The organism is Peribacillus sp. NPDC097197 (genome assembly GCF_050278025.1).
Classification (GTDB): Bacteria; Bacillota; Bacilli; order Bacillales; family DSM-1321; genus Peribacillus.
In genome coordinates this window covers 117,092-142,529 of record NZ_JBNNST010000010.1, presented here as the reverse complement: position 1 = coordinate 142,529, position 25,438 = coordinate 117,092, and the positions used below count along the sequence as shown (strand labels likewise).

22 protein-coding genes and 1 riboswitch are annotated in these 25,438 nt (G+C 42.4%); of the genes, 8 read left to right on the top strand and 14 right to left on the bottom strand.

The features are described 5' to 3' along the window. Positions 1–60: 60 nt before the first annotated feature. Together ACQKL6_RS14665 and ACQKL6_RS14660 are read right to left on the bottom strand one after the other, a co-directional pair. On the bottom strand, positions 61–1,020 hold the full coding sequence (locus ACQKL6_RS14665; protein ID WP_427651371.1) for a hypothetical protein: 960 nt from the start codon (positions 1,018–1,020) through the stop codon (positions 61–63). 215 nt (positions 1,021–1,235) lie between these two features. Continuing rightward, complete coding sequence (locus ACQKL6_RS14660) at positions 1,236–2,624, bottom strand: amino acid permease (RefSeq protein WP_427651369.1); 1,389 nt, start codon at positions 2,622–2,624, stop codon at positions 1,236–1,238. A gap of 290 nt (positions 2,625–2,914) precedes the next feature. Here ACQKL6_RS14660 and ACQKL6_RS14655 point away from each other — a divergent pair, with 290 nt between their 5' ends. From ACQKL6_RS14655 to ACQKL6_RS14640, 4 genes are all read left to right on the top strand, one after another. Beyond that, positions 2,915–3,457, top strand: a complete 543-nt coding sequence (locus ACQKL6_RS14655; RefSeq protein ID WP_427651393.1) for a GNAT family N-acetyltransferase — start codon at positions 2,915–2,917, stop codon at positions 3,455–3,457. A gap of 223 nt (positions 3,458–3,680) precedes the next feature. Beyond that, a riboswitch (glycine riboswitch) is annotated at positions 3,681–3,760 on the top strand. Between the two features lie 193 nt (positions 3,761–3,953). Beyond that, positions 3,954–5,291: an amino acid permease gene (locus ACQKL6_RS14650; protein ID WP_403079902.1), complete on the top strand. Its 1,338-nt coding sequence runs from the start codon at positions 3,954–3,956 to the stop codon at positions 5,289–5,291. Positions 5,292–5,500: 209 nt separating this feature from the next. After that, positions 5,501–5,701 carry a DUF3311 domain-containing protein gene (locus tag ACQKL6_RS14645; RefSeq protein WP_402871609.1) on the top strand — a complete coding sequence of 67 codons (201 nt, stop codon included), beginning with the start codon at positions 5,501–5,503 and terminating at the stop codon, positions 5,699–5,701. Beyond that, positions 5,698–7,179, top strand: coding sequence for a sodium:solute symporter family protein (locus tag ACQKL6_RS14640; protein ID WP_403079904.1), 1,482 nt, complete (start codon positions 5,698–5,700; stop codon positions 7,177–7,179). Before ACQKL6_RS14645 ends, ACQKL6_RS14640 begins: the two co-directional genes overlap by 4 nt. A gap of 77 nt (positions 7,180–7,256) precedes the next feature. Here ACQKL6_RS14640 and chbG read toward each other — a convergent pair whose 3' ends face one another. From chbG to ACQKL6_RS14615, 5 genes are read right to left on the bottom strand one after another with little or no spacing between them, the layout of a single operon-like run. Continuing rightward, on the bottom strand, positions 7,257–7,964 hold the full coding sequence (chbG, locus tag ACQKL6_RS14635; protein WP_427651368.1) for a chitin disaccharide deacetylase: 708 nt from the start codon (positions 7,962–7,964) through the stop codon (positions 7,257–7,259). After that, the gene (locus ACQKL6_RS14630; protein ID WP_427651367.1) at positions 7,957–9,303 is read right to left on the bottom strand and encodes a 6-phospho-beta-glucosidase; all 1,347 of its coding nucleotides are present in this window, start codon (positions 9,301–9,303) and stop codon (positions 7,957–7,959) included. Before ACQKL6_RS14630 ends, chbG begins: the two co-directional genes overlap by 8 nt. Beyond that, the gene (locus ACQKL6_RS14625) at positions 9,300–9,647 is read right to left on the bottom strand and encodes a PTS lactose/cellobiose transporter subunit IIA (RefSeq protein ID WP_402871619.1); all 348 of its coding nucleotides are present in this window, start codon (positions 9,645–9,647) and stop codon (positions 9,300–9,302) included. The genes ACQKL6_RS14630 and ACQKL6_RS14625 overlap by 4 nt, the downstream gene beginning before the upstream one ends. A 16-nt stretch (positions 9,648–9,663) precedes the next feature. After that, entirely contained in the window at positions 9,664–11,019 is a 1,356-nt protein-coding gene (locus ACQKL6_RS14620) for a PTS sugar transporter subunit IIC (RefSeq protein ID WP_402871622.1), read from the bottom strand. Between the two features lie 4 nt (positions 11,020–11,023). After that, positions 11,024–11,332, bottom strand: a complete 309-nt coding sequence (locus tag ACQKL6_RS14615; protein WP_402988978.1) for a PTS sugar transporter subunit IIB — start codon at positions 11,330–11,332, stop codon at positions 11,024–11,026. Positions 11,333–11,593: 261 nt separating this feature from the next. Here ACQKL6_RS14615 and ACQKL6_RS14610 point away from each other — a divergent pair, with 261 nt between their 5' ends. Next, entirely contained in the window at positions 11,594–12,322 is a 729-nt protein-coding gene (locus tag ACQKL6_RS14610) for a GntR family transcriptional regulator (protein ID WP_402871628.1), read from the top strand. A gap of 141 nt (positions 12,323–12,463) precedes the next feature. On the opposite strand, the gene ACQKL6_RS14605 is transcribed toward ACQKL6_RS14610, so the two are convergent. The 3 genes from ACQKL6_RS14605 to ACQKL6_RS14595 form a co-directional block, all read right to left on the bottom strand. Continuing rightward, on the bottom strand, positions 12,464–13,000 hold the full coding sequence (locus ACQKL6_RS14605) for a TetR/AcrR family transcriptional regulator (RefSeq protein ID WP_427651366.1): 537 nt from the start codon (positions 12,998–13,000) through the stop codon (positions 12,464–12,466). A 151-nt stretch (positions 13,001–13,151) separates the two neighbouring features. After that, positions 13,152–13,790 (bottom strand): FMN-dependent NADH-azoreductase, encoded by a 639-nt coding sequence (locus tag ACQKL6_RS14600; RefSeq protein ID WP_427651365.1) that lies wholly within the window; start codon positions 13,788–13,790, stop codon positions 13,152–13,154. 284 nt (positions 13,791–14,074) lie between these two features. Then, positions 14,075–14,674, bottom strand: a complete 600-nt coding sequence (locus tag ACQKL6_RS14595; protein WP_427651364.1) for a hypothetical protein — start codon at positions 14,672–14,674, stop codon at positions 14,075–14,077. Positions 14,675–15,293: 619 nt separating this feature from the next. On the opposite strand from ACQKL6_RS14595, the gene exaC reads away from it, so the two are divergent. Then, positions 15,294–16,814, top strand: coding sequence for an acetaldehyde dehydrogenase ExaC (exaC, locus tag ACQKL6_RS14590; RefSeq protein ID WP_402871640.1), 1,521 nt, complete (start codon positions 15,294–15,296; stop codon positions 16,812–16,814). A gap of 21 nt (positions 16,815–16,835) precedes the next feature. Then, entirely contained in the window at positions 16,836–17,198 is a 363-nt protein-coding gene (locus ACQKL6_RS14585; RefSeq protein ID WP_402871643.1) for a DUF779 domain-containing protein, read from the top strand. 300 nt (positions 17,199–17,498) lie between these two features. Here the strand turns inward: ACQKL6_RS14585 and ACQKL6_RS14580 are convergent, their stop codons facing one another. Both ACQKL6_RS14580 and ACQKL6_RS14575 read right to left on the bottom strand, forming a co-directional pair. Continuing rightward, entirely contained in the window at positions 17,499–19,088 is a 1,590-nt protein-coding gene (locus ACQKL6_RS14580; protein WP_427651363.1) for an Ig-like domain-containing protein, read from the bottom strand. A gap of 420 nt (positions 19,089–19,508) precedes the next feature. Next, positions 19,509–20,972, bottom strand: a complete 1,464-nt coding sequence (locus ACQKL6_RS14575) for a protein adenylyltransferase SelO (protein ID WP_427651361.1) — start codon at positions 20,970–20,972, stop codon at positions 19,509–19,511. A 240-nt stretch (positions 20,973–21,212) separates the two neighbouring features. Between ACQKL6_RS14575 and ACQKL6_RS14570 the strand changes: the two genes are divergently transcribed. Beyond that, positions 21,213–22,634, top strand: coding sequence for a LysM peptidoglycan-binding domain-containing protein (locus tag ACQKL6_RS14570; protein WP_427651360.1), 1,422 nt, complete (start codon positions 21,213–21,215; stop codon positions 22,632–22,634). 76 nt (positions 22,635–22,710) lie between these two features. Here ACQKL6_RS14570 and ACQKL6_RS14565 read toward each other — a convergent pair whose 3' ends face one another. Further along, positions 22,711–23,220, bottom strand: a complete 510-nt coding sequence (locus tag ACQKL6_RS14565; RefSeq protein WP_427651359.1) for a YfiT family bacillithiol transferase — start codon at positions 23,218–23,220, stop codon at positions 22,711–22,713. Between the two features lie 219 nt (positions 23,221–23,439). Then, complete coding sequence (locus tag ACQKL6_RS14560) at positions 23,440–25,101, bottom strand: catalase (RefSeq protein ID WP_402871656.1); 1,662 nt, start codon at positions 25,099–25,101, stop codon at positions 23,440–23,442. Between the last annotated feature and the right edge of the window lie 337 nt (positions 25,102–25,438).

Below are 25,438 nucleotides of genomic sequence, written 5' to 3'. Positions count from 1 at the left end.
TAAGTACCAATTAATAAAGGGAGAGCCGATGATTATACTCTCCCTAAGTTTTCCCACACATCAATTACAACTTGGATAGACCGTGACGATCTTATCAAATAATGGGTTCGATTCGGATGTAATGTCCATTTCGCTAAAAACTTCTTGGTAATGTTCTACCCATTCCACAGAACCGGTAGGTATATGGGTATCATCTTCAAGAAAATTCACAAGGACCAGCCACGTTGGAATCCCCATTTTCTCATTCAATATATATAAAAAAGCCAAACGATTCGCCAACTGATAATAACGGTTCAGCCAGACTTCCATAGGGGCCCGGGAACCCATGGCCTCCATCGTTTCCTTCATGGTACTCTCTATCAGGAATCTACTGTCCAGATCCTTTGCCCGTCTCGATGAAGTCATTTCTTTCAAATGGGCCTTCGCTTCCACTAGCAAAAACCCTTTTTGACCATCTTTCCCTGCCACCGTGGCATATCCATCCCATTGCGGCCCCATCCTTGGCCAATATTTCTCCAGCTCGATTCGTCTGCCCCGCCTCACACTTTCAAGCTCCAAAAATTCATTTCTGTATTCTTGGTAACCCGTTTCCCGCAATGGGGACTTCCACTGGATGGTCCGCTCTTTGGCAAGGAAAGTCAGCAAGGAAGGCGAACTCATCAAAATAAGATGGTTCAATTCCCCTTGCCTGTTATTTACGAATTGCTGAATCCAATGTTTACTCCCTTTTTCAGCCTGAACCTTCTCAAGCCTAAGCCTAGTCTCAGTATCCTTTACCAACTGCAATAAAAACTGCTCTAACAGCTCGTCCTCAAGATAAAATAAATCGATATAAGAAAAAGGCTCCTCGGCTTGATATGAATCCCGTTTGAACAAATTTCCTTGCCCAAATCCCCCATTCTGTTTCGAGTACTCCGATTCTATCCAATCCAACAATTGAAGGAATCTCATATCCGGCTGGCTTTCCCATAATTCCTTAACCAGAGAGTTAATGCTAAAAATCCTCTCCACTTTTCTCAATCGAATCACCTTCTTTTATGTATATTTCTTCTCTTCATCTTATATTCAAGCGCCCAACATTACAATAAATTACATATATCAGTCAATTTCTCATTTTATCGGTCAAGTTGGAAGGTTTATCGGTCAAATGGCCACTTTTATCGGTCAATCCCCTCACTATATCGGTCAAACAAAAAAAGCTATGCACGAAGCATAACTTTTTCCGACACTCTATATTACGCAGATACATCCTCTTTCGCCTTCATGTCTAACGGTACCCGCTTATCCATTTTCAGTAGGTAGTAACAGGCTACAACGATTGCTAGGAAAACGATGCCCACAATCAAGGAAAGTCGCGTACTCGGGTTAAACCACATGCCGACCAATACCAATAGTAAGAATGCAATCGTTGCATAGTTGGTATACGGCGCAAAAGGCATTTTGAATGGATGGTTTTTCATTTCCTCAGCTCGTACCTTCCTGAACCTAAGCTCACTAATAAGAATCACGAACCATGGAATCATCCCTGGCAGTACACTGGCACTGTACACATACAGGAATATTTCCGGTGGAGCCAGGTAGTTCAGGACAACACCAATGGCCAAGCCCAACATGACAGCGATTGTACAATAGGCCGGCACTCCGCTTTTCGATATTTTTGCAAAGATCTTTGGCGCTTGCCCGTTCAAGGCAAGGGTATAAAGCATGCGCCCTGCACTGAAAATCCCACTATTGCATCCTGACATCGCCGCCGTGATCACGACAAAGTTGATGATGCCCGCGGCTGCGGTAATGCCTATTTTGGCAAAGGTCGATACAAACGGGCTTCCAAGTTCATCTAATTGATTCCAAGGAAATACCGTGACGATGACAAAAATCGCGCCGATATAGAAGATTAATATACGCCAAATGATCGTTTGGATCGCTTTTGTAATGGTCCTCTTCGGATCCTTTGCTTCACCTGCAGTGATCCCGATAAGTTCAACGCCTTGATAAGATGCCACAACAAGGGAAAGGGCAAAGAAGAAACCTTTCCATCCCCCCGTAAAGAAACCGCCATTAGCCCATAGGTTGGAAAGGCCGATTGCCTCCCCACCATTCCCTATCCCGAAAAAGATAAGACCTAGACCGGCAATGATCATCAAGATGATGGTAACGATCTTGATCAGTGCAAACCAGAATTCGAATTCACCGAAGGATTTGACGGAAATGAGGTTAGCGGCGCCAAGGATGACCATGGCCACTACTCCCGGAATCCAAGCCGGCAGTTCAGGGAACCAAAAATTCATATATAATCCTACGGCAATGATTTCAGACATGCCGACCAACACCCATAGGAACCAGTTGCTCCAAGCAGTTACAAATCCTGCTAATGGATGGATATAATCACTCGCAAACGTTGCGAATGAGCCCGTAGTAGGCTCCAGGTACAGCATTTCCCCCATCGAACGCATGATAAAAAAGATAAAAAGTCCCGCGATGGCATAAGCCAGCATGACAGAGGGGCCCGTCCACTTAATTGTGCTGGCAGATCCCATAAATAACCCAACACCGATCGTACCGCCCAAGGCAATCATCTGAATATGACGTGCCTCCAGCCCTCTAGTTAATTCTTTATTTGACATGATAACTCCCCCAGATGTACAAGCATAAAATGACGATTCTCTAATCCTTATTTAAGATAAGTAATTTAATAGATTTACAATGCTTCCTAAAGTACTCTACCCACAAAAGCATTTCCTTATCTTATAATAATAAATATTCCGTAGAAATACAAATGTACTTTTAGGAAAAACACTTTTGGCCGTCTAGAAGTAATGGATAGGAGGACATGATTGGTAATTGTTCTTTCCCTATACGGGTGAAGGAATCCTATGTACTATTGATAGTAAGTATCGACGGAGGTGAAAAGAAAATGAAATTAATAGGAGAAAGAATCTATCTCCGTTATTTAAAAGAATCGGATGCACCTATCCTTTTAGAAAATACAAAGGATGAAGAAATACGGTATATGACAGGAACAAGATCTATATTCACTTTAGAGCAGCTTCAATGTCATATAAAGAATGTACGTGAAGATCTATCACGCCATGATCTAGCCATTTGCTTAAACGAAAGCGATCGAATGATCGGGGAATTATCCATCTCTGATATGGACGAAGAGGACAAAAAGGCAGGATTTAGAATTTCGATGAATGCCATTGAATTAACGGGTAAAGGGTATGGTACAGAAGCTATCCGACTTGTTTTAGCATTTGTTTTTGAAGAATTGGCTTTAAATCGTCTGCAACTGGAAGTATTCAGCCATAATTTACGTGGAATAAGAGCCTATGAAAAAGTTGGCTTTATCAAAGAGGGGATTTTACGAGAGTCTTTATACTTCAACGGAAAATATTCGGACGAAATCATCATGGCCATTCTTAAAAGGGACTATGAAAAAATGTCCTTATCAAACTGATTCGGGGTTCGCATCGTTTCTTGGCATCAAAGTTAGCATATAGATTCACCCCCACCACATTTACAATATATCCCTTTGACCCAAAATCAAAATAGTGATAGAATTCCATTATTATTTTAAAAGAGTAAATGAGTTGCTAAAAAGAATTTCATCTTTAACAGTGGCCATTTATTGACAACCACATACTAAGCAAGCGATGAATGCTATGGATCACACTATAGCAGGAGCAGCTTCTGGAGAGACTGTACACACGTGCAGCGCCGAAGGATTCACAATCTCAGGCAAAAGGACAGAAGAGTAACGAATATTTGTTATTCTTTAACCTTTCGAGATTGGTAGCTTCCAATCTCTTTTTTTATTGTCTTTTTTCAATCATCACTAAAAAAACGAAGTGAAATCGCTACTAAACTGGACAGATTCATTGCCCTGGTGATCGATTGGAATCAACGGACCATGCACTTCACATTCAAGAATTATAACAACGGGGGCGCACAAATTGGCTAAACAAGAATTGAAAAGGGATTTGAAAAATCGACATGTACAACTCATCGCCATAGGAGGAACCATCGGGACCGGGTTATTTTTGGGATCCGGAAAAGCCATACAGTTGGCGGGACCCTCCATTATCTTTTCGTATCTGATTATCGGGATTGCCTTGTTTTTCGTCATGAGGGCTTTAGGGGAATTGCTGTTGTCCAACGCGGGATATTCCTCATTCACCGAATTCGCCACGGAATACATCGGACCGTGGGCTGGTTTCGTGACTGGCTGGACCTACTGGTTCTGTTGGATCATGACGGCCATGGCCGATATCATCGCTGTCGGGGTCTATATGCAATATTGGTTCGACATTCCGCAATGGATCCCTGCACTTGCCTGCTTGGTGATTCTACTAGGATTGAATTTGTTGACCGTGAAGCTATTCGGAGAATTGGAGTTCTGGTTCTCCCTCATTAAAGTCATCACGATCGTCGCCTTGATCGTTGTGGGAATCGTCTTACTCATCATTGGTTTCCAAACCGATACAGGAACCGTTTCCCTCAACAACCTTTGGAGTCATGGGGGCATGTTCCCGAACGGCGCATCCGGCTTTTTGCTTTCCCTACAGCTAGTCGTCTTCTCCTTTGTTGGTGTCGAAATCATTGGGGTGACAGCGGCCGAAACCGCCAATCCGAAAAAAAATATCCCGTCAGCGATCAATAAGATCCCTGTCCGGATATTGCTTTTCTATATCGGTGCCATCACCGTCATCCTTTGCGTCAATCCATGGACACAGCTCGATGCCGCAAGCAGCCCATTCGTGGAGGTCTTCGCCTTGATCGGGATTCCGGTTGCTGCAGGGATTATCAATTTCGTCGTGTTGACATCTGCCGCTTCTGCCGGGAATAGTGGATTGTTTTCAACAAGCCGCATGCTTTATACCTTGAGCAACAATAACGAAGCACCTGCTAAACTTAAGAAATTAAATAAACGTGCTGTTCCGAGTAATGCATTGGTTACGTCCACCATCGTCGTCTCCATTGGGGCATTATTAAGTAAAATCATACCGGAGCAAGCTTTCACCATCGTGACAACGATTAGTGCAATCTGCTTCCTATGGGTCTGGAGCATCATCTTGATTTCCCATATCAGGTATACGAAAAAACGTCCGGACTTAAGGGCTACGTCCACTTTCAGGGCTCCCTTAACACCTTTCATCAACTATGTAATATTAGGGCTGTTTGTCTTCATCTTGATCGTCATGCTGTTTGCTGAGGCGACCAGGCCGTCATTATTGCTGACACCGCTTTGGTTCATTCTTTTAGTTGTCATATATAACTATCGAAAAAAATGAACGAGGAATTTTGGGATACGGAAGTCTACCTTCCTATCCCATTTTCCTGTGATTAAATGAGAGAGTAAAATGAAGCGTGACGAATATTTTTTTCTGCCACACTATTAATTTTTTTATCGAATTAGTGTAAGGTACTAGGTATTACGGAAACATTTTTTTAGAAAAACATCATAATCTGTGAAACATATTTAGAATGGAGGGGTTGCTTCATGAAAGTATTATATATTCTTACACTCGTTCCTTTTATCGGCATATTAGGGTTTCTTCCTTTTGTTAATAAAGTAGAACCTTATGTATTGGGGATGCCTTTTTATATGTTTTGGATGGCGATGTGGGTCGTGCTCACTTCCGTCACTCTAGCCGTCATGTATAAGTTGGATCCTAGGAACCGGGAAGGTGAAGAAGAATGAATATTGCTCTTATCATTATTTTAGCATTTTTACTTTTATCGATTTTTCTTGGGATCCGTTCGACAAAAGGAAAAGACATGAACCTGGAACAATGGACGGTGGGCGGCCGCGGTTTTGGCGCCATATTCGTCTTTCTATTGATGGCAGGGGAAATTTACACAACCTTCTCCTTCCTTGGAGGAAGCGGCTGGGCTTATGGAAAGGGTGCTCCCGCTTTATACGTCCTCATTTATATTACCTTGTCTTATGTATTATCCTATTGGCTACTTCCGGCCATTTGGAAATACGCAAAAGAAAATCGGCTTATGTCACAATCCGATTTCTTCGTAAGCAAATACAAGAGCCCAACTCTAGGGATTCTTGCTGCCCTTGTCGGCGTGGTATCGATGATTCCGGTCGTCGTCGTACAGCTCAAAGGCTTAGGGATCATTGTTTCCGAAGCATCATATGGCGCCATTTCCATGTCCACCGCTGTGTGGCTTGGAGCTATCAGCCTGACCATTTATGTCATGATTTCAGGCATTCACGGATCAGCCTGGACAGCCGTCATCAAGGACATCATGATGATCGTCATCATCGCATTCCTGGGCATTTATCTTCCAATTCATTACTTTGGTGGTCTTCAACCGATGTTCGAAACCATAAATGCCGCCAAACCAGGTTTCCTGACGCTGCCCGAACAAGGTCTTAGCGTTTCGTGGTTCATCTCGACCGTCATCTTGCTCGTATTTGGTTTTTACATGTGGCCCCAAGTATTCAGTGCCGTCTATACGGCCCGGAGCGGAAAAACATTTCGTAAAAATGCCATCATCAGTCCACTGTATACGCTCATGTTACTATTTGTCTTTTTTGTAGGATTTGCCGCTATTTTGAAAGTGCCTGGACTGGAAGGCGCCGATGCGGACCTTTCTTTATTGCGCCTTGCGATACAGACCTTTGATCCATGGTTTATAGGAGTCATCGGTGCAGCTGGCATGTTGACGGCATTAGTACCAGGATCGATGCTGTTGATGAGCGTCTCTACGCTCCTTGCGAAAAATGTCTATAAGGAACTCCATCCTGGAGCATCAGACCGGCATGTGGTACGTTTGGCCAAGTTACTCGTTCCCGTGATTGCACTCATATCCGTTTACTTCACCTTAAACGGCGGAGAAACGATGTCTGCTTTGATCTTGATGGGATATAGCTTCATTACACAACTATTCCCGTCCCTGTTATTCAGCCTGAAAAAGAAGAACTTTATCAATAAATATGGGGCAATAGCGGGTATCATCTGTGGATTGGCCATCGTCACCTATATCACCATCAGCCAATCGACAATCGGCACGCTGTTCCCATCCTTGCCACAAGCAGCGAAGGATCTGAATGTCGGAATCATCGCCTTGGCTGTGAACTTTATCGTGATGATGGTTGTCAGCCTCGCATTCAAGAAGCTGGTAGTTGCCGAAGTTAAACCCGTAGTGGTTAAAGAAGTATAAAAAAAAGCAATCGGACCTCAGTGAAAACTGAGATCCGATTGCTTTTTTTGTCTTAATGGGCCTTCCTGAACCGATCATTACCGGAGAATGAATCCTTCCGGCAATGTGGCTTTCATCAAGATGGCCGTTTCCTTGAGCCTTTCTTGATTGTAGGAGGAATGCTGGAGCAAATCATCATCCAGGTAGGCTGGGTGGGTCATGACCTCCACGCTTTTGCCCTCACTAATCCGCTCGTTAAGGGTTTGAAAGTAATCGACGGCCGCCTTTTCCCCATAAAAATCGTCAAGGAATGTATCGGTCACTGTTTCAATGTCCTGAAAATGGGGTCCCGCTTTTCGGACTGGTAGCCCATAATGGGCGGAAAGCTTTTTCACGACCGGCCAAAAGGCCGGGATCGCATGGACATGATGATGACTGTCAAAATGGGTCGGCATCATCCCCAAGTCGATGAATTTATCAATCTGGGCAGACCATTCCCTCTCCAACTCTTCCAAGGAAATACTACCCGGGTTCCCATATACCTCAGCTTGCTTTTTGAAGTTTCCCTCTCTGTCTACAAGGCTAAGCACATCATGTAGCAGCGGCCGTCCCCATGTCAGGACAAGATGGATGCCCACCTTAAGCGTGCGATGATCTTTGGCAATTCTGATGGCATGATCGGTCGCTTTTGCATTCATCATCATGGTCGCCGAATTGACTATTCCATTTTTGTGGCTATTCAATATGCCGTAATTCACAGCCCGTGAAAACCCGAAATCATCAGCATTGACCAGCACTTCAATCATGAAAGCTTCCTTGTAATTCCTTATTCCGGAAGAACTGCGGCAAAAATTCCTTATGCGCCAAGAGCATTTCGTCCAGAATCAATTTCCCCACCCGGTCACTTGGAACTAGTGGGTTGATGGTCATCGCAAGCAAGGCCGTATCATAGTTGCCTGTTACGGCAGCCTCGATAGCCACCCTTTCAAAGGACTTAATTTGCTGGACGAGTCCGCGAACGGCTACCGGTAATTCACCTACCGTGATCGGTTTTGGACCATCCTTCGTAATCACACAGCTCACTTCAACGGCTGAATCGTACGGGATGCCTTCAATCGCACCATAATTCATCGTATTGACCGCCTGTATATCACGTTTATCCGTATACATGGAATGGATCAACCGAACCGCGGCATCACTGTAGTAAGCGCCGCCCCGTTCTTCAAGTTGTGGTGGCTTGATGTCTAGATCGACGTCTTTATATAGTTCAAATAGTTCCGTTTCCAGCTTTTGTACGACCTCAGCCCTTGTTTCCCCATTTTCTGCATCCTTCAGCTCTTGAGCCAGGATATCTCCCGTTTTGTAGTAATAATTGTGATATGGGCAAGGAAATAAATTCAATGCACGAAGGAATTCTGGCTCCCATCCCATCGCATGGATATTCTTCATCGTCACCGCTTTATCCGGGTCTGAAATCATATCGATAATTTCCTCTTTCACGCTCTTTCCATCCACGAATACATCCAACCCGTATACCATATGGTTCAATCCGGCGAAATCAATCCGCACCCGGTCCGGTTCCACCTTCATCAACTCGGCGACACCACGTTCCATCCCGATCGGCACATTGCATAGACCGACGATTTTAGTGATGTTGCTATGACGAAGAACGGCTTCCGTGACCATGCCGGCAGGGTTCGTGAAATTGATCAACCAGGCATTCGGGCAAATCTCTTCCATCTCCCGGGCGATGTCAAGAATGACAGGAATCGTCCGAAATGCTTTGAACAACCCGCCTGGTCCATTCGTTTCCTGACCGATGACCCCATGCTTCAGCGGGATTTTCTCATCAAGTGCCCTCGCAGCCAGCTGCCCGACCCGTAATTGGGTCGTGACATAGTCGGCACCCTCTAGAGCTTTCTTACGGTCAAGCGTTAAGTGAATATCAATCGGCACTCCCGCTTTTTCCACCATCCGTCTTGCCAGCCCGCCGACGATTTCAAGCTTTTCCTTGCCAGCTTCTATATCCACGAGCCAGATTTCACTTACAGGAAGCTCCTTGTAATATTTAATGAATCCTTCAATCAGTTCCGGCGTATAACTTGAACCTCCGCCTATCGTAACGATTTTCAACCCCTTACTCATTCCGCTGTCCCCTCCTTGATCTTGTTGGCTCCAAGAAACTCTTCTCTCATCTCAATCATTTCAACCGCCAAATCCTTCAAAGTCATCGCCGTCATCAAATGATCCTGTGCGTGTATCAGGATAATCGGGATATCTAATTTCTCGCCACCCGCTTCCGCATGAATCAACTGAGTCTGAAATTTATGTGCCTGCAATAATTCCGTCTCCGCCTCCGCTATTTTCTGCCTGGCTGCTTCGAAATCTTTTTTCTTGGCTTCTTGCAAGGCTTCCATCGCAAAGCTCCGTGCATTTCCACTGTGTAAAACAAGTTGGAAAGATAACTGATATAATTCTTCTTTTTCCATGTTCCCCACTTCTTTCTTAAAGACTTACTGATTCTGATTCCGAATCCTTTGTAAGCTCCGTTTTATTTTTCGAGTCAATTTTCACTTGGGCATACACGAACGGCAAGTAGATTACGGTTGAAATGACGAGATTGATTCCTGCCAGGACAGCCCCCGAAACATGGCCACCTGTCGCCAAGAATCCTCCGACAATCGGCGGGGTCACCCATGGGATTTTGGCTACAATCGGGAAGACCAGACCGCTGCTCACCGCTAAGTACGAAATGACTGTAGTAATGATAGGTCCTAGAACGAATGGAACCAACCAGATTGGATTCAATACGATGGGAAGCCCAAAAAGAATCGGTTCGTTGATTTGGAAAAGTCCCGGGGCCCCACCAAGCCCAATCATCTGTTTATACCGCCTTCTACCGGCTATGATCATCGCAATGATCAAGCCCATCGTTCCGCCCGATCCACCTAGATAAACAAAAGCATCAAGAAACGAGCCGGCCAAGACGCCATATTGGTCCATATCTGTAATGCCTTTTGCATACAGATCAATATTCTTTACGCCAGAACTTTCAAAAAGCGGTGTCGTGATTCCACCAAGGATGTTCGGTCCATGAAGACCCACCATCCATAAAATATGAACGAAAAAGACAAGAAGGATGGCGAATGGCAGTGAATCCACGGCCCCTTGCATCGGAGATACAATCACTTTACTTAACCAGTCATTCACGATCTGGCCATTCGTTGCGATACGGAAAAGCAATCCGAACACCCCGATGATGAAAATGGTTGCCATGCCTGGAATCAATTTGGCAAACGAGCGCCCTACTGCAGGAGGTACACCCTCCGGCATGTTGATCACCAAGAATTTGAGTTTGGAAAGCCTTACAAAAATCTCCGTCGCAATAAGGGAAACGGCAATTCCCGTAAAGAGAGCGGTTGCATTAAAGTAATTGGTACTGATGAAGCCAGCTGCCTCGCCTGATACGACTTTGTTATCAACCGTCAGCGAGACCAATCCCATCTGTGGAAGCAATAAGAAGAAACAGGCCGCCGAAATGAGCATCGCCTCGAATCCATCGTCTCCATAAGATTTAGCAAGTTTATAAGATATACCGAAAACGGCAAAAATGGTCATGAATGCAAAGGTACCGAATGAAATGTCATTGCCAAGCGTCGTCCAGGTAGGACCGAAAATGGCTTCCATCATTCTTCCGTATGGCTTGATGATTTGCCCTAGATTATTCAATAAAACCGCGAACGATCCGATAATTGTAATCGCTATCATTCCAATCAACGTGTCACGAATGGCCAACAGATGTCGGTTATTCCCCAACTTGACTGCAGCCGGCATAATGTACTTATCAATGAAAGTCATCATATCCTTATTCTCCTTTTATCAAAGTAACAGCTTGTTTGAGCACTTCTTCCCCGTTGCACAAACCATAGAACATCGGATTGATTGTATCGACTGGAATGCCTTTTGCTGTGCCTGCTTGCTTCATCTTAGAAAGCAGGAACCTAACCTGTGGCCCTAGTAAAACAACATCTGCCTTATCCATTTCTCTGTCCACCTCAGTAGAAGACACTGCCCATATGTGGCAATCTATGCCTTGTTCCTTCGCACTTTTCTCCATTTTCGTCACTAGTAAACTCGTAGACATTCCCGCAGAACAACATAATAAGATATTCATAGATTTCTCCCCTTTTCATTTCTAAATATTCTGTATTTTTGATGTAAATAGGTGCTTCCTTTTCTTATTTCACCTTTTACGAATGTATCTCCTCCTTTTTGAGTGGAACATTGGTCATTACCTATATATTCCATTGTATAGTCATTTATATCTAATTTCAATACAAATTTTAAATTTGTTACTACAAATAACTTTATAGTTGATTCTTGTTGTAACAAGATATACTCTAGAAGTAGCGAAAAATGTCTAGGAGGAAGCATGTTGAAAACCACGAATAAAGTGACAGCCCTTCATTCTGCCGTAAAGGAATCCATCGTTCAAATGATAAAGAATGGGGATTATCAGCCAAACACTAAATTACCGACCGAAGCAGAATTCTGTAAATCATTCGAAGTGAGCAGGACGACCGTCCGAACAGCCCTCCAACAACTTACCGTGGAAGGGTATGTGTACCGGATTCAAGGTAAGGGAACCTTCGTTTCAGAAAATAAAGTACGCCAAACACTTACCAGCACAGTTGAAAACTTTTCCGATCAGGTCATGATGCAGGGGAAAAACCCCTCCACCAAGGTCTTGGGTTTAACGGTCATTGAAGCAAACGCATCCCTTGCCAAACGATTCGACCTTGATATTGGTGATCCCATCAATAAACTCGTTCGGGTGCGTTATGTAGATTCCGTCCCCCTTCAATACGAAGTCGCCTACCTACCGTGGCATAAAACACCCGGTCTTGATATGAAGGCCTGTGAAACATCCCTTTTCCGACTGCTTAAAAACCAGTTTAATCTCAAAGTCCTGAAGACCATCGAACATCTGGAACTGGCCCTCGCCGACGAGTCCATTGCAGAAAAACTGGAAATTCCCAATGGATCTCCCTGTTTCTCGCTTGAAACCCATACGTACGAGGCCGACCAGAGCGTCATCGAATACTCCAAAACCTACTTCAGGGGAGACCGTTCCCATTTCGTAATTGAAAGGAATTATGAATGATGCAAAAAGAACTGCCCATCATGACATGGACAGTTCTTTTTGTATCAGAAAACATCATAAGAAAAACTCCGGTGAATGATGGCTTGAAGAATTGATTGCCTCTGTCTTTTCTTAACCCGTTCTATATGGGTGACCTTCACACTAGCCTAAAATCATAGTTGTCAAACGGTTTACCGCCGTATGCAAAGTTTCTTTCCCCTCTACACATGCCATTGCCACACCATAAATGCCCCAACTCCAAAATGTAGCAAGTAAATAATGTTCTTCCTTCACACCATACTCTTTATCTAATAAGGCTTGTAAAGTTTCCGTCAATCGTTGTTTAATTTCATGGTCCATTTTCGATTTAAATTCTTCAAGAGCATGTTGACATTGTAGGGATAAATCTATTTGAGAACTCATAATAGCCTGTAGCGACATAATAATCGTTTGTTCATCGATGACTTCTTGTAATGCTACTTCTTTAAAAATTTCTTTCGTAAGAACTTCTCTTTGAATCTCATCGATTAAATCGTATTTATCCATAAAATGATAGTAAAACGTTGAACGGTTAATCTTTGCTTCTTGTGTAATATCAGCAATGGTAATATCACTAAATTCCTTTTGTTTAATCAGTCTCATAAAACCATTCATTATACTTTGCCTTGTCCGTTGGATTCGTGGATCTTGTTTTTTCATTCGTACCCACCTTCTCAAAACACTATAATTTCTAATACTTGTTGGATGAATTGAATGACCCGATTATAACAGAAGAATTTCCAGAAAAAAAATAAGCAATTCGTGGTCCATTCATATGAACCACGAATTGCAATATAAAGATAATAGACGATTAGAAGGTTTGGGCTAATTGCTTTGCACGCTCGATGCCTGCTGCTTTAATTTCCTCCGCTTTATTTCGCATTGCATCATGACCTTCTATAAATAAACCTTCAAATTCAGTAATGCCCATGATGGCCATCAATTGTTTTAAATAGCGATTGCCTAACTCTAAATGAGCTAGAGGATGTCCTTCTGAATAAAAATCACCACGGGCTTGAATGTGAAGCACTTTCTTACCTTGAAGTAAGCCTTCAGAACCTTTTTCTGTATATTTAAACGTTTTACCAGGTACTGCTACGGCATCAACGTATGCTTTCAGAACTGCTGGGAATAAGTAATTCCATAACGGCGTTACGAAAATCATTTTATCTGCTGAAACAAATTGATCGAGAATCTCGTTTAAGCGACTAACTTTCGCTAATTCCTCAGTTGAAAGAGCGTCCATTGGCTGTCCTGCACGAAGTTTTCCCCAAGCACTGAAAACATCTGCATCTAAATTTGGAATTTCTTCCTTAAATAAATCTACGGTCACGATTTCGTCCGTAGGGTTTGTATCTTTATATGTTTCAATAAATGCTTTTCCTGCTGCCATACTAGCCGAACGATTTTCATCATTTGGATTTGCTGTAATGAATAACACCTTAGTCATAATAATTACCTCTAATTCTTTTAAATTTACAACAACTGTTGTGAAACTTAGTGTAAAATGATTGATTAACTAAACAAACCATCAATTTTATCGGCTTGTTGCAAATCCAACATTTAGCTGATATTGACTAAAAAGTGAATAATCAAAATAATCATCAATTAGGTGACCTCATATAAAAATACGGATATTAGCCTTTGTACATGTAAAAAGGCATGAGATGTATGGATTTCTCCTGTACTCTCATGCCTCTTATCTTCATATCATACTTTTTAACACGCAGGAAGTTACTTGGCTTCTTCCTCACCCTCTAAATCATCCGGGTAGACGACTTCGTCAAAGACTTTTTGAGTCGCCGCATCTTTAACCGATATCGTAACTTTATACTCATCCGGGCTTGCTCCATTAAAAACTTGATAGTACATGCCAGTTATCCCTAGTCCCATGGCGGCAAAACCGTCGAAACCATTCTCATATGTTTCTTTATCCACTTCTAAAGTAAACTTTGAAAACGCCTTGTTATGGGAGACCTCTTTAATGGATGGATAATCTTTGCCATTCTTCATCTCTTCCATTGTCTCTTCCGCATTCTTTTCTAAGTCTTTCATCATTTCCTTATGCTTAGACTTCGGCATTTTATACATTAATGATCCGTCCTCGTTTTTCGTCACTTTACTTACACCATCTTTTTTGGCTTCAGCAATGACGCTATCGATGTCCTCACCTTCAAAGAATGAAGCAGGCAATGTCACTTCTACATTTAGGAGGCCTTTATCGACCTTCAATGCCCCCTCTTCATCTTTTTTCGATGCATTATCATCATCAGATGAGCAGGCTGCAAGCATCGCCATCATTACCATTAAAAAGATAAACCCAAATTTCTTCATACCGTATCCCTCCTATATATGTATGATCGATCATAATTCTTCAAGTAAAAAAATCATTTCAAATCACTTTAACATTATATAAGAAAAGTATTGATCCAGTATAAGTATTTTTCGATCTTTAGCGATAGTTCGATTAGTTTCCTTATTCCCAGTATGGTTTCTTCCAGATAAGAAAAGCTAAGGGAAAGGAAGGTTGGTTACTACTCAATCTATTTGTCATTCATTAAAATCATAAGGCTCCTGATACTATTTCCGAAATCCCCTTGCTTTCCTAGTTAGATGGCTCTGATTTAATGACAATGGACAGCCCCTTCGGGAGAATTGATCGGCCAATAATAGGAAATATTCCGAAATAACTTTCTTTTTTCAGTGTTTCTAAGAACAGGAAATATCGAGAAAATTATGGAATAATTAGGGCGATTCCCTTTCAAAATTAGCCACATTTTTACAAAAATGCTATTAGTAATCTATTTTTCTAGTTCTTATTGCTTGTGTTTTTGTCGAAAAAAGACGATTATAAAGATAGAAAGCAGACCTGGATGATTCCTCTATCATTGTTCAAGCAATCGTGTTCATCGGGGTTAGTTTTCTAAACCAATTAAAGGGGAGAAATACAACTATGATTTATGCTAATCCTAATACAGAAGGTTCTGTCGTACAATTCAAAGAAAAATACGATAACTTTATTGGTGGAGAATGGGTTGCACCCGTTAAAGGCCAATATTTCGAAAATAAATCACCAGTAACTGGTAAAGTATTCACAAAAGCTGCTCGTTCTACTGTTGAAGATATCGAATTGGCATTAGATGCTGCACATGCTGCAAAAGCTGCTTGGGGAAAAACTACTCCTGCTGAACGCGCTCGCATTTTAAACAAAATCGCTGACCGTTTAGAAGAAAACTTAGAAATGATCGCTGTTGCTGAAACTTGGGACAACGGTAAAGCTGTACGTGAAACATTGAATGCCGATATTCCATTGGCAATCGATCACTTCCGTTACTTTGCAAGTGCCATTCGTTCTCAAGAAGGACGCACAACTCAAATAGATAATGATACAGTAGCATACCACTTCCAAGAGCCACTTGGTGTTGTTGGACAAATCATCCCTTGGAATTTCCCAATCCTAATGGCTGTTTGGAAAATCGCTCCAGCTCTAGCTGCTGGTAACTGTATCGTCATGAAACCAGCTGAACAAACTCCAGCTTCTATCATGGTGTTGGTTGAATTAATTCAAGATATCATCCCTGCTGGTGTTCTTAACATCGTTAATGGTTTCGGTATCGAAGTTGGTAAACCACTTGCTACGAACCCACGTATTGCTAAAATTGCTTTCACTGGTTCAACTGCAGTTGGTCGCCAAATCATGCAATATGCAACTGAAAACATCATCCCTGTAACACTTGAACTTGGTGGTAAATCACCTAACGTATTCTTTGAAGATGTAATGGATAAAGATGATGCTTACCTAGATAAAGCAATCGAAGGTATGGTTATGTTCGCATTGAACTCAGGCGAAATCTGTACATGTCCTTCACGTGCTCTTATCCAAGAATCAATCTATGACAAATTCATGGAACGTGCACTAGAACGCGTTAAACAAATTAAAGTTGGTAACCCACTTGATACTGAAGTAATGATGGGTGCTCAAGCTTCTAATCAACAAAAAGAAAAAATCCTTTCTTACATCAAGCTTGGACAAGAAGAAGGCGCTGAATTACTTATCGGTGGAGAAGAAAACAAATTTGATGGAGAACTTGAAACTGGTAACTACATCAAACCGACTGTTTTCAAAGGAAACAATAAAATGCGTATCTTCCAAGAAGAAATCTTTGGACCAGTTCTTGCTGTTACTACTTTCAAAGACTTCGATGAAGCAATGGAAATCGCAAACGATACTCTTTACGGCTTAGGAGCTGGAGTATGGTCTCGTAGCGGAGATATCGCTTACCGTGCTGGTCGTGGAATCGAAGCTGGTCGTGTTTGGACAAACACATACCACCAATATCCTGCTGGCGCAGCATTCGGTGGATACAAATTATCAGGTATCGGCCGTGAAAACCACCTAATGATGCTTGATCACTATCAACAAACAAAATGTCTATTAGTAAGCTACGCTAAAGACGCTCAAGGATTCTTCTAAATCGAAAGGATACGATCAAACATGGTAGAACGTGTTATTGCAACGAACGAAGCACTTACATTAATAGACTCTATTAAAAAAATACATGGCTCTATCATGTTTTATCAATCCGGCGGCTGTTGTGATGGATCTTCTCCGATGTGCTATAGAGAAGGAGATTTTCAACTGGGGGATGCAGACATCCATCTCGGTGCGATTGGCGATGTACCCTTCTACATGCATAAAAGCCAATACGATTATTGGAAGCACACGCAACTGATCATCGATGCAACTGAAGGACGAGGCCCGGATTTCTCACTTGATAGCGTGGAAGACCAACATTTCATCACACGCTCGCGGGTTTTTTCAGAGGAAGAATACCAAGAAGTGAAAAAAGTTTTATAATAAAAAAAGAGCTGTTCCTAAAAGTCGAATTCGGCTATTGGGACAGCTCTTTTTTTATTATGATTTAGAGTGAATGAAATCGTTCCCCTTAACAGCCACAATCTTTATCAGCTTTAAGTAAAGAAATTGTCGGCAAGTTCAGTGTCATCTTATCTTTGGATAACGATTTAATAATTCTGATTGAGGATCACGAATACATCATTTATCTACTCTTGAAAACAAAACAGGCGGAGAAAAACCAACCGTTCCTCTCCACCTGTTTCTCTATTTTTATAAAGACTCACACGTTTAAAATAGATCTTACTTTTTAGTGAAAACCACTTTGTCTAAACCTGATATGTTAATTTGATCCCCCGCTTTTAGTGTCTTAGTCACACTTTTAACAGTATATTCATCAGCGTGTTTTGAAAGGATCTCGTTTACCAGAAGATTGCTTCCCCTGTAGATAACCAAATTCCCTGCTTCGCTAGACGTTGTCATTTTGTACTTTCCGGCTTTGATATCCTTTCCGACTGTATGGTAACCGGCAGTCAGAGTATTTGATAGAACGTGTGAAACACGCGTGAATTTCACATTATTCAAACCCATGATTTTAATTTTGTCCCCGGACTTAATATCGGTCGTAATAACTTTTACTCCAAAGCCATCATCTTCGCCAGTTAATATATCATTTATATCACGATTTAAGTAATAGTCTTTTCCGGATATGAACAAGTTTCCATTGCCTGAATTTGTCGTGATTTTGTACCGTCCTGCTTTAATATCCGTGCCTGCTTTCCAAGTTCCTGCATGTAAGTTTTTCACGTAAGGTTTTGCTTTCACTTTGATCGTTGCCGATGTCTTTTTGCCATTTGTAGTGGTAGCCGTAATTTTTGCTGTCCCTACACCAACGGCTTTAACTATCCCTTTGCTACTGACAGTTGCGATTTTTTTATTGGAAGTCGACCATTTCACTGTTTTGTTTACCGCATTACTTGGACTCACTGTTGCAGATAAGGTTAATGTCTTTCCTTGAACGATGGTAGCTGAAGTCTTATTTACCTTTACAGACTTTGCCACAATTGGTGATTTAACCGTTACTTTCACCTTAACCGCTTTAGCATCTTTAACATTTGCTGTAATGGTTGCGGTTCCTTTCGCTTTGCCCGTAACCTTACCTTTGCTGCTAACCGTTGCGATTTTTTTATTCGAGGTTGTCCATTTCACTGTTTTATCCATACTATCGGATGGGGAAACAGTTGCGGTAAGCTGTCCTGCTTTACCTGCTGTTACAGTTAAGCTTGTTTTATTTACTTTTACAGTTTTTGTAGAGACCTTCACCTTTACTTGTTTCACAACGTCACTATTATCTTTTGCGGTCGCCGTAATGGTAGCAGAACCGTTCGCGATTCCTTTGATATTACCTTTTGAATCTACTTTTGCCACCTTAGTGTTGGAGCTTTTCCATACAACTGTTTTATTTGTAGCATCCGATGGAGCAACGGTCGCCGTTACTTTTACTGTTTGTTTCTTTGTGATATTTAAAGATGCTTTGCTCAACTTCAAACTTGTTGGCACTTTTAATACAGTTACTGTGATACTTTTCTTAATAGATGGATTGCCGTTTGCTGTAGCAGTAATAGTAGTGGTACCTGCATTAACCGGTTTAATTTTCCCACTTACATCTACTACTGCAATTTTAGGGTTTGCACTAGTCCAGTTTATGCTTTGATCAGTAGCATCAGCGGGGTTTACAGTCGCTGTTAACTGAGCCGTTTTATTTAACTTGATTGATACAGTTGATTTGTTTAGTGTAATGCTTTGAGGAGCCACACTCTCCTCAACTAATGAATCTGTGTTTTCCGCTTGAGCTGTACTGCCTAATGATACCGATAACGCTAACATCAGCATGAAAATAACTTTTACCCAAATATTTCTTTTCAAATACAAAACCTTCTTTCAATTTTTCATTATTCACGACTAATCATCATCAAACAACTTTCTTAACACAAAATTATAATATAAAAGTGCTCTATTTCATCGAAAAGACTTTCACACTACGAAATTACCTTGATTAGATTATTCGATAAATTATATCCAAAGTTAAATCTATCACTTTAATAAATACTTTGCCTTATAAATCTATTAATTTTCTAAAGTTTTATTCGTCACCCATATACCAAAAGTAACAATTCAGGATTTTTTTATTCCAAAATGATAGGATAATGTATCTAAAAAGTTTTTAACAGAGGTCGATTCTTCTTCAACCCGAATACCTATAGAAAAAAAGATGACTCCAATAGGAATCATCTTTTCGAGTTATTTTTTTCATTAAGTACCACAAAAAGTCTGGTACGGGCCGCATGATTCAGGTACTGTTGCGTATGCTTCCTGATCTCTCGTATGCGCGTATGGGTGTGAGAGTACTTCCAGAAGTCGTTCCAACACACTGTAATCGCCTTTTTTCACCGCAGCATCCAATGCTTCTTCCACCCGGTGATTTCGTGGAATCACCGCAGGATTACTTTCTTGCATCAGCTTCTTCGAAGAGTCTTTCGATTCCTGTTGACGCCCTACTCGCTCCTGCCACAACTTATGCCACTCTTCAAACTCCGGAGAATCGAAAAGGGCTGCGTCCCCTTTTGTTTCAAACGTTAAGGCACGGAAGGTATTCGTATAGTCTGCCCGATGCTTCTTCATCATGTCGAGGAGTCCTTCGATCAGCGCTTCATCTTCTGCCTCTTCATTAAAGATGCCCAACTTCGCCCTCATGCCCTTGAACCAATGTGTATGATATAACTTATTGAATTCCGAGATTTCATCCTGCGCCAGTTGAATGGCCTGTTCCTGATCATCATGCAACAGTGGCAGTAGGCTTTCCGCCAATCGGGCTAGGTTCCAAGCGGCAATGTACGGCTGATTTCCATAGGCATAACGGCCTTGAACGTCAATGGAGCTGAATACCGTTTCCGGATCATAGGTATCCATGAAGGCACATGGGCCGTAATCGATGCTTTCTCCGCTAATGGTCATGTTGTCAGTGTTCATCACCCCATGTATGAAGCCAACCAACTGCCATTTTGAAATAAGCTTGGCCTGTCGTTTGATGACCTCCCTTAGCATCAATTGAGCTTGGTTTTCAGCAGCTTCCACCTCTGGAAAATGACGCTTGATGGTATAGTCGACAAGGGCCTGCATTTCCTCGATTGTCCTCCACTTAGCAACATATTGAAAAGTTCCGACACGAAGATGGCTGGCAGCCACTCGCGTTAAAACCGCACCGGGTAGCACAGTTTCCCGATAGACCGGGTCGCCTGTCTTCACTACAGCCAAACTACGTGATGTGGGAATCCCCAGCGCATGCATGGCTTCACTGATGATATATTCACGTAACATCGGACCCAGTGCCGCGCGTCCATCCCCCCCGCGTGAATAGGGTGTTCTTCCTGGACCTTTAAGCTGGATGTCCATCCTTTCCCCCTCTGGCGTAATCTGCTCACCCAAGAGCACCGCTCGCCCGTCACCTAGCATTGTGAAATGACCGAATTGGTGACCCGCGTATGCTTGGGAAAGGGGCAAGGCTCCTTCAGGAATCTCGTTTCCAGCAAGTACTTCCACACCCTCATCGCTTTCTAAATCTTCCGCGGACAACCCTAAAGTAGCAGCCAGCTTTTCATTGAGAATGATCAATTCAGGTGCACTTACTGGAGTCGGGTCGGTAAGGGTGAAAAGAGCTTTTGGAAGTCCAGCATAGCTATTTTCGAAGTTCCATCCTGATTCATTATTTTTTGTCATAGAATCCCCTTTTCTTTAGTCATGTTTGTACTGGTTTTTCCTCATATTTAAAACAAAAATAGTCATTTGCATGGTCCTTATGCACGTTTTTAATGTCTGCATATACCCATTTATTATACCGCTTCCACATCAAGATGACCCTTTTTAAGCAATCGCGTTTGAAAAACTCCATAGGTAAATACACATTTAAACGGCTATTACATAGAATGCATGAATGAAATGACTTAAGGGGGAGTTCTGTTGATTATCTATGTAGTAAGCAGTGGCGATTCGTTATGGAAAATTGCAAACCGCTATGGAGTAACGATCGATTCAATTGTTAAATTAAATGCATTATCCGACCCAAGCCAATTAACGCTTGGCCAGTCATTGGTTATTCCTCACATCGGGACCTCTCACATCGTTGAAGCCGGAGAAACCTTATGGTCGATTGCCCAGCAATATGGACTGACCATTCAAACACTCATGCAAGCCAATCAACTTACCGATCCAAACGTACTTTACCAAGGCAGTGTTCTATATATCCCGCCCATTACACACGTCGTTCAGTCGGGACAAACGTTATGGGACATTTCCGTTTGGTATGGCACGACCGTTCAGGCCATCTTGAGTGTCAATCAAATCGAAGACCCAAACACGATTTATGTAGGAATGAACCTCATCATCCCAAGGTCGAAACGAGCGATAGAAGTGAATGCTTATACCTATCAATCAAGTGATGCAGCCGTCCAATCCATCCAAGATATCGGCCAACTACTTACTTACCTCAGCCCCTTTGCGTATAAAATCAAGGAAGATGGCACATTAGAAGGACTGAATGATGAAGATATGGTCGACGCCGCGATTTCAAAAGGCATCGTCCCCATGATGTCGATTACGAACTTCACTTCAACGGAAGCTGGATCCAACCTAGCCCAAGTCATTTTGTCCAATTCTTCATTAAGGGAAAAGGTCATTCGAAATGTGCTTGAAGTGATGGATGACAAAGGCTATACCGCACTAAACATCGATTTTGAAAATGTATTGCCCGAGAATCGCGAGGATTACAACCGATTCCTGCAACTGGCGGTTGAGCGTCTTCATGCTAGAGGCTATTTGGTTTCCACTGCCCTTGCGCCCAAGACGAGCGAAGAGCAAGCTGGTGTGTTATATGAAGCACATGATTATGAAGCGCATGGACGGATTGTCGATTTCGTCGTGCTCATGACGTATGAATGGGGATATCGGATGGGTCCCCCTCAAGCCATCTCTCCCCTCGACCAAATGAGGAAAGTCGTGGAGTATGCCTTGACGGTGATTCCTGCAGAAAAGATCTTTTTAGGGTTCCAAATATATGCACGGGATTGGCTCCTCCCACATGTTAAAGGCCAGGAAGCGGAGACATTCAGCCCACAAGAAGCCGTAAGGAGGGCCGTTAAGCACGGAGCACCCATTCAATATGATCCGGTCGCCCAATCACCCTTTTTCCGCTATACAGACGAAAAAGGGAAAACGCATGAAGTATGGTTTGAAGATGCACGGAGCGCCCAAGCCAAGTTTGAACTCGCAAAGCAAAATAAGCTCCGCGGCATCAGCTACTGGGCACTAGGTTTCCCTTACCCCCAAAACTGGGCTTTATTAGAGGACAATTTTTCAATCAAGAAATTGAAGACATTTAGCTGATTTGCTACACCCTTTAGTGGATACCCGTTTTAAAAAATGGCTTATCGACATTCGATAAGCCCATTCTATTCAATTGTTATTTCGATAAGGCAATTTTTATATGGGCTAAGTGGTGCTTTTCGTGCCAAGCTAATTTTGCGATTTTTTTTGCCACTGTTATTTCACCATTTTCCTGGTGAGTGAAAGTCCGACGTACTTGCTCTTCGGTTAAACTATGCCCTAAAGCAACGATACGCTCATTTATCCCCTCTAGCATTTTAATGGAACTTTCTATGGGAAGTTCAGTGTCCGGTTGAATGGCCCACTTTTCTTGGTCAAAACCTGGTACCGTTGGGTTCTCATCTGTCAAAGCCAGCTTCAAACGTTGATACATGTTCAACTGGGAATCTGCAATGTGATGAACAAGCTGACGAATATTCCAGCTACCCTCACGATATGTTTTCCTTAATTCCTCATCACTTAATGAGTCAACAGTTTCTCTTAATTGAACGGTGTATGTTTCGATATCCTTTAACCATTCTTGAATGTTTTCTAGTGTTACTTGTTCAGGTACTTGTAATTCCCCAATTGGAAATCTCACATCCATTTTCATTCCCCATTTCCCTATTCGTTATTTCTTTTACATATTGATCAGGAGATTATAATCCCCTTATATTTTAACATATTGTATCCAATTTCCGACATTTATTGGTACCAATAAAGGGGACACCGAAATAACAAGAACTCTTTAACCAAAGACTAAAAAAAAGCTGCCCGCCCGTCAGTTTTCACCGACTTCGGGACAGCTGCTTTGTTTTATTGCCTCTTAATAAGGATCGGCTTCGTGGCTTTTCTTCACGGCATCTTTAGTCGCTTCATTTGCCGCTAATGTACCTTGGCCATATTTCGACTTACCTGATTCACGGCCTGGAATCTTGCCTTCTTCCTGTTTTTCCTTGATTTCTTTCATTTTCATTTCGATGCCTTCCTTCACACGGCGGCCATATTCTTCATCGGCTTGTGTAAAGTGCTCAACCATGGCATCTTGAATACGTTTGTCACATATTGCAAGTGCATTGGATAGGTTGTTGATTAATTCATCACGTTCCCAGTCCTCAAAGCTGCGATATGTTTCGCCCGCTTGACCATAGTTATTAGGACGGTCAATCGGCTCGCTCATTACCGCCGCATTATAGCTCGGACGGTGCTGTGGACGCTCTTCTTTGCTTGCTTCCTTGTACCCGCCGATCATCGAAGGTTCATAGTTAATCGATGGATTTTCACCATTCTCTTTCGGGTCACGAATATCCATTTGACCACGATGCTGATTCGTGCGGACAGGCACTTTCGGAGCATTCACAGGCAATTTCAGATAGTTCGGACCTACACGATAGCGTTGCGTATCAGAGTAGGAGAACGTACGGCCTTGGAGCATTTTATCATCGGAGAAATCCATTCCGTCGACAAGGACCCCTGTACCGAAGGCGGCCTGCTCGATTTCCGCATGGTAATCCACCGGATTGCGATCAAGGACCATACGACCGACTGGCAACCATGGGAATTTATCTTCCGGCCAGAGTTTTGTATCATCTAGCGGATCGAAATCAAGTTCTGGATGGTAGTCATCCTCCATGATTTGCACATAGAGTTCCCATTCCGGATACTCGCCACGCTCGATGGATTCATATAAATCCTGTGTCGCATGGGCGACGGTCTTCGCTTGAATAGCGTCTGCTTCTTCTTGGGTTAAGTTGCGGATGCCTTGCTTAGGCTCCCAATGATACTTTACAAGCACAGCTTCGCCTTTGTCATTCACCCATTTATAAGTATTCACTCCAGAACCCTGCATATGGCGGTATGTAGCTGGAATGCCCCATGGAGAAAATAGGAATGTAATCATATGCGTAGCTTCAGGTGAACGGGAAACAAAGTCGAACATCTGCTCAGGATTCGCCACGTTCGATGCTGGATCCACCTTGAATGCATGAATCATATCAGGGAACTTCATCGCATCACGGATAAAGAAAATTTTCAGGTTGTTACCGACAAGATCCCAGTTACCATCTTCCGTATACATTTTCACGGCAAAACCGCGTGGATCCCGTGCTGTTTCTGGCGAATCCTTCGATCCTGCCACGGTAGAGAAACGGACCATGAGTGGTGTTCGCTTCCCAGCACCCGAAAATACTTTCGCCCGTGTATATTTTTCTGGAGGTTCATCTCCGACTTTTCCATATGCTTCAAAATAGCCAAATGCTCCAGCACCACGTGCGTGAACCACACGCTCCGGCACTTCCTCCCGGTCAAAGTGGGAAATCTTTTCGATGAAATGATAATTCTCAAGTGTAGCGGGACCGCGATTACCTACTGTTCGGATATTCTGGTTATCCGTCACAGGGTGACCTTGACGCGTGGTCAACGTATCGCGTTTCACATCTTTTTCTTGATCCTGTCCTTTTGGAGCATTCATATCTTTGTTCTCTGCCAAAATGAAAACCTCCTTAAAAATAGTGGCCCTTACTTCACTAGTATTCCAGTTTATAAGGGGAATTATCACTTATATTAAATATTAAATGATAATTATTATAATCAATATAAAACCATTATAGGGTATGCACGTAAAGAATGCACGTAAAATGAATTACATATTTCTTTCTCAATAAATATCATATATTCTCAGTAATGAGGATTACTAGATAACCGCTCATCTATCTATTAGGGGCCGTCCCTTAATTTCTTAAAAGTCGTTTACTAACTAATTAGACAATACTTCTTCTATACCTTCGTTTTGAAAAAAGAAAACCTATAATTGATAAATTTCTCCA

Bases quoted from the DNA above. Each gene is read 5' to 3' on its own strand.
- ACQKL6_RS14630 (WP_427651367.1), bottom strand. From the start codon at position 9,303: ATGAGTAAGGGGTTGAAAATCGTTACGATAGGCGGAGGTTCAAGTTAT.
- ACQKL6_RS14615 (WP_402988978.1), bottom strand. From the start codon at position 11,332: ATGAATATCTTATTATGTTGTTCTGCGGGAATGTCTACGAGTTTACTA.
- ACQKL6_RS14640 (WP_403079904.1), top strand. From the start codon at position 5,698: ATGAATATTGCTCTTATCATTATTTTAGCATTTTTACTTTTATCGATT.
- ACQKL6_RS14585 (WP_402871643.1), top strand. From the start codon at position 16,836: ATGGTAGAACGTGTTATTGCAACGAACGAAGCACTTACATTAATAGAC.
- ACQKL6_RS14660 (WP_427651369.1), bottom strand. From the start codon at position 2,624: ATGTCAAATAAAGAATTAACTAGAGGGCTGGAGGCACGTCATATTCAG.
- exaC (WP_402871640.1), top strand. From the start codon at position 15,294: ATGATTTATGCTAATCCTAATACAGAAGGTTCTGTCGTACAATTCAAA.
- ACQKL6_RS14625 (WP_402871619.1), bottom strand. From the start codon at position 9,647: ATGGAAAAAGAAGAATTATATCAGTTATCTTTCCAACTTGTTTTACAC.
- ACQKL6_RS14575 (WP_427651361.1), bottom strand. From the start codon at position 20,972: ATGACAAAAAATAATGAATCAGGATGGAACTTCGAAAATAGCTATGCT.
- ACQKL6_RS14645 (WP_402871609.1), top strand. From the start codon at position 5,501: ATGAAAGTATTATATATTCTTACACTCGTTCCTTTTATCGGCATATTA.
- ACQKL6_RS14565 (WP_427651359.1), bottom strand. From the start codon at position 23,220: ATGGATGTGAGATTTCCAATTGGGGAATTACAAGTACCTGAACAAGTA.
- ACQKL6_RS14655 (WP_427651393.1), top strand. From the start codon at position 2,915: ATGAAATTAATAGGAGAAAGAATCTATCTCCGTTATTTAAAAGAATCG.
- ACQKL6_RS14580 (WP_427651363.1), bottom strand. From the start codon at position 19,088: ATGCTGATGTTAGCGTTATCGGTATCATTAGGCAGTACAGCTCAAGCG.
- ACQKL6_RS14595 (WP_427651364.1), bottom strand. From the start codon at position 14,674: ATGAAGAAATTTGGGTTTATCTTTTTAATGGTAATGATGGCGATGCTT.
- ACQKL6_RS14620 (WP_402871622.1), bottom strand. From the start codon at position 11,019: ATGATGACTTTCATTGATAAGTACATTATGCCGGCTGCAGTCAAGTTG.
- ACQKL6_RS14605 (WP_427651366.1), bottom strand. From the start codon at position 13,000: ATGAAAAAACAAGATCCACGAATCCAACGGACAAGGCAAAGTATAATG.
- chbG (WP_427651368.1), bottom strand. From the start codon at position 7,964: ATGATTGAAGTGCTGGTCAATGCTGATGATTTCGGGTTTTCACGGGCT.
- ACQKL6_RS14600 (WP_427651365.1), bottom strand. From the start codon at position 13,790: ATGACTAAGGTGTTATTCATTACAGCAAATCCAAATGATGAAAATCGT.